Here is a 4,708-nt window from a genome sequence, read left to right on the forward strand (position 1 = left end):
GAAGACGCTATAAACGCGGGCAGAAAAAAAGTGATCGGCATGATGTTATTGGCTGATCGACATGATGTTATTAGCCACGGGGTGTGGGGTGGGCAATGTCAGATAAACCAGATGCCGAGCTGGCCGTGAAAGCACTTGAGATGGCGTATCAGCAACGAGGTTGTCCATCAGGCGTGCTGTTTCACTCTGACCAGGGCAGCCAATATGGCCGCCGGGCATTTCGGCAACGACTATGGCACTATCGTATGACCCAGAGCATGAGCCGATGTGGCAACTGTTGGGACAATGCGCCGATGGAGAGGTTGTTCAGGAGCTTGAAGACGGAGTGGCTTCCGGCGACGGGTTACATGAGTCTGCGGGAGGCGAAACGGGATATCAGCCACTACATGATGGATTACTACAACTGGCAGCGTCCACATCAATACAATGGTGGAATACCGCCAGCACAAGCCGAGACTCGGCCTAATCAAATGTCCGGATTTAGTTGACCACTACATACACAACTCAAAATATAATGGCTCTATCGCGTTAGACGCCATGCGTTTTCGCCCTGTCAGGGAGCTAAATTTTTCCAGATGTCATAGCCGATATACGCCAGCGTTGAGGTAGCAAATAGGGCAAAAATGATGACAACGTAGCGGAATCTCCCCTGACTTGCGGCAATTTGCGCTTCCAGATGGCTCTTTTGCTCGCTCACCGCCTCGGTCAACGCCTGCAGGCTGGTTTGCAGAGACTCAATAGCCTGGGTTGGCGGGATCAAATGCTGCGCCAGTGCTGCCTGGACGTCGGTGGACAGCGTTTCAAGGCCGCTTAATACTTCCCGCCGATCGCTTTCTAGCCGTTCAGCCAACCGCTGGTCACGCTCTCGCGTCGACCGTTGCTCGCAGGCATTGTCGACGCTGGCGTCCTCCAGGGATTGGTTAACCGCCAGCAGTTGCTGCGACAGGGCCTCAGCGCCGTCGATAACCGTTTGCTGATACCGCTGGATTGCATCACTTTGCTGTCCAAGCACCTCTGACAGTTTTCCAAAGACCTCACCGGTCGCGGCTTTCAGCTGGCTATCATAGTGCGCCGATTGTTGGCTAAGTGCGGCGCTCATATCCTGTTTTTTTTCTTCAACCTGAGTCGAAATAAACTCCCGCAGCTTGCTTATCGTCCCAGGAATATCGTCATCTTGCAGCTCACGTAACGATCTTTTCAGCGGATTAATGATTTCTTCGGTGTTTGTGCCTACCGCATTAATGGCGTCAGTGATTTCCTCAACCTTATCTTTGGTGTCCAGAACCTCTTCATGGAGTTTTTTTAATGAACTATCAAGGGGCTTGAGCGGCTCCTTAAGTATTTTTACCATTAACTCGGCGAGCGTTTTTTCTTTGTTTTTTATTTCACTAGTCACGTTCATGTCTTATCCAGAATGCTTTTCAGTTAAATTCATTAAATCTTCCCGCTGGTTTTTTAACGCAACGCAGGATAAAATTTGCAATAACGCATCACAATTATCACGCTCCTGAAAGGCCGAATCCAAGTGCGTATTTAATATATTAAGATACTCCTCATCAAGAAAGTGAACAAACTGCTCGCAGCGGGCAAGATCCTCTTGTGATTCAACGGCAATTTTCTTTAACTCGTCTTCGCACGAGGCGACCTGTTGCTCAAGTGATGTCTGCTGCCGCAGGGACTTATTCTGCTCTAACCGCAGCACATCGAGAGTCATCCGTGCTTTGGTGAGTTCGCTTTTGTATTCAGTATGGACGTTCTCTGCGGCAGCCAGCCATCGTGATGTCCACAACCGAATGACTTCTACTTTGGCATTATCAGCAGCATGGATGACGCTGTTTTTATCAGATAAATAATTCTCCGAACTAAGATAGGTGTCGATCCAATAGTCATTGAGTGTATAGCGAATAGTACTGAAATTTTCATCAAGAATATCCTGCACAGACTGTCTCGTAGGCTCAAAATTCTTGCGGGCCACTTTTTGCCAGTAGGTCGTCTTATTTCCCACATCTAACTGGATATTTTTAATTTTAGAGCAGTAGTCGGTGATCATACTGTGTAAAGTCGTACATTTTTCGCTGCTGTAACTTCCCTCCAATTTAAAGTCTGCGGCCTTTTTCGCCGCTTTGTCGATAAGCAGTTGGCTGACAGGTAACGCGTTATCTTTTAATAAAATCTCCGTTTGGTTTATTTTTTGCTGCGTTTGAGTAATAGCGCTTTCCCAAACCGTCAGTTTATCTTTTGTCTCTTGTTGCTGTTTTTTTAGCCCCAATAGTTCTCTTTCGATCGCTGCCGTTTTTTTCTCCTGGATATATTTAACGCTGAGGTGGGTATCTAGGGTGCTTCGCAGCCGTCCGAGTGGGCTGGTCGATGTTGCAATTTGTTCCAACAATTCGCTACGCAAGCGGCTGACCATGGGGGCAACCCGGGCATAAAGGGCAGTATCATTTTCGGCCATACTCAGCCAACTGCAACCAAACTCGAGCGGAAAGTAGAGGTTCCGATCTTTCGCCGCGTCACTCAGGCTGTTAAAGCGTTCAATCTGTTCAATAAGGCGCTGACGTAGCTGCGTGATATCGAAAGCCGGATCGTTGCGAATCAGCGTCTTCACCGACTGGGCTGAGTAGGAATAGGTCGTCACGATGCGAAACCGGTGCGGCATTGCCTGCCAGTCCTCAATACCCGGCAGGGTGATAACCTCCGGCTGCAGGAAGCTCAAATCGTCGCCACGCCCAATCAGCAGGACCAAATCAGCGAAGGGAAGATAGGTCTTCGCCATTTGATTTACATGCTTTTGCTCTTGCATATTGGCGGGATTATCACCAGGCAGATCCAGAATACGCACGCCGGGCGCACCCGAGGTTTGTATCCTGAAAAAACGCCCCGGAATATGCACAATACAGGGGGAATCGACAACCAGTTCCCCCCGTTCCATTTGTTGTCTCAGCTGCGCTAATGCCTGTGCCATCGCGTCGTCAGAGGTAAACCAACGCTTTTTCGATTGCACAGACAATCCCCAGCGCGCGTCCGTTGAACGGCGATACTCCATGGCGGTAGCTGTGGCCGATTTCCCGGCTTCGCGCCCGCCGCGCAGCACCTGCGATAGCGTTGCCATCTGCTGCAGATCGATGCCCATCAGGTCGAGCAGTAAGGTGGTTTTTCCGACCTGTGTCTTACCAAAGATGACCACGTACGGCTCGGCATTGCTTTCCCTGAGCTGTATTCTGTCCTGGACATCAGAACTCAATGTTTTCATCAGCCGATCGTAGGCGCGAAAAGCCCACTCCGACTGCCGTGACTCCAACCGCTGCCAGTAATCGATAATCTTCCCAGACGTCATCTCACTCACCACGGCTGGTGATTAACACTTGCAGACCCGAAGCCGATGAACCCAGCTCAGTGCGCAGGTCGTCGATGAGAGCATTTACATCGGCAATAGCTTTCGCGAGCCGATCTTTGCGCATCAGCATTTCGTCCATGTGATAACGTGCACGTAACGTTTCGCTAATCCGCTTACGCGCCGCGTTCATCGTCTCATCGAACTGATTACGTAAATGCTCAATATGGTGGTCATGAACACTGGCAAGCATGACATGTGCCTGAGTGCTCGCGTTTTTCTCGAAGGTGCGCATTCGGGTGACCGCAGCCGAGGTCACGTAGGCCGCCGCCACAACGGCGGTTACTGCAACGGCAGCAGGATGCATCATCACCGGTGCGGGGGGAAGAGGTGAACCCGCCGGGTCAATGGAAGGCTGATCCTGGCCAAAGAGCGCGCCGAGGATATCAGAATCGCCGTCGCTTACCACGTCAATCGCCAGCACCGCCGCCAGCGACTTTATTGCCGTCTTGCCAAGATCAACCCCTGCGTTGAGGGTTTGAACCCCTTCAGCAGCGATGTTACCTGCGAATGTCTCGCCGTCGTCCTGCTCAAGCGTGACGTAGGGCCGCAGGTCTTTACAAATCTCAGGCATGGCGTACACAAGGCGGGTGTACTCCAGCGAAAGCACCGGGATCAATTCCACGCTTTTCCTGAACTGTTTATTCACCACCGTGGTGTTTTGCACATTCGACGTGGGGCCATGATTTAGCAACATTTTGATATTGTTTACTTTTTCTTCATTCAGTTGTTCGTGCTGCACGGGCTGCCCGGCGCTATTCATATAGCCAAGTGCTACCAGCTTCTTCAGCTTCGGTGGTGCAGGCAAGGTTGGGCGATCGTTGCCGTTTGGCATGGGCTTGAGTTTCGCCGCAGTCAGTTGTTGCAGGCTGTTCACATAGTCGTCGAAGAAATCCGCTGATGCGTGCTGCCATGAATCCTTAACAAGTTGCTGCAATTTGCCTTTTGTTTCACTGGTGGTATCAAATGCATTCGATACCCAGTTGGCAAATCCCTCATGCTCCTTGACCAGCCTGGAGTCCATTTCCTTCTTCGCCGCTTCAAAGGTTTTAGCGATGCACGTTTTCACCTTTTTGGTGTGCTCTTCCCGCAGTTCCTGCGCGGCGCCGTCAAATACTTCCAGGGCTTCGGCTAGCACCTGGCTGCCATCGTCCTGGCCGCCTTTATCACTGTGGTAATACAGACGTGACTGGGTGCGGATCATATTCATGACGCGCGGCAGATCCTTACTGACGATCCAGGGCGAGATCGTGAACATTTTGTTAAAAATTAAAAATAGTTTTTTGCCTACAAAACAAATACTTATAGGCCTGT

The 4,708-nt window shown here is 50.7% G+C and carries 3 protein-coding genes and 1 pseudogene; 1 reads left to right on the top strand and 3 read right to left on the bottom strand.

The window, feature by feature from the left end; translation table 11 throughout:
- Window positions 1–77: 77 nt before the first annotated feature.
- Window positions 78–488: pseudogene (locus tag OKC40_RS21795) on the top strand (DDE-type integrase/transposase/recombinase); the annotation flags it as partial.
- A 65-nt stretch (window positions 489–553) separates the two neighbouring features.
- Here the strand turns inward: OKC40_RS21795 and OKC40_RS21800 are convergent.
- The 3 genes from OKC40_RS21800 to OKC40_RS21810 all read right to left on the bottom strand — a co-directional run.
- A complete protein-coding gene (locus OKC40_RS21800) occupies window positions 554–1,402 on the bottom strand; it encodes a hypothetical protein (RefSeq protein ID WP_127005519.1) in 849 nt (282 codons plus the stop codon).
- Between the two features lie 3 nt (window positions 1,403–1,405).
- Entirely contained in the window at window positions 1,406–3,337 is a 1,932-nt protein-coding gene (locus OKC40_RS21805) for a hypothetical protein (RefSeq protein ID WP_270796972.1), read from the bottom strand.
- Window position 3,338: 1 nt separating this feature from the next.
- On the bottom strand, window positions 3,339–4,708 hold a 1,370-nt coding region (locus tag OKC40_RS21810), incomplete at its 5' end, for a hypothetical protein (RefSeq protein ID WP_270796973.1).

The organism is Aeromonas sp. QDB11 (assembly GCF_027705265.1).
Classification (GTDB): domain Bacteria; phylum Pseudomonadota; class Gammaproteobacteria; order Enterobacterales; family Aeromonadaceae; genus Aeromonas; species Aeromonas allosaccharophila.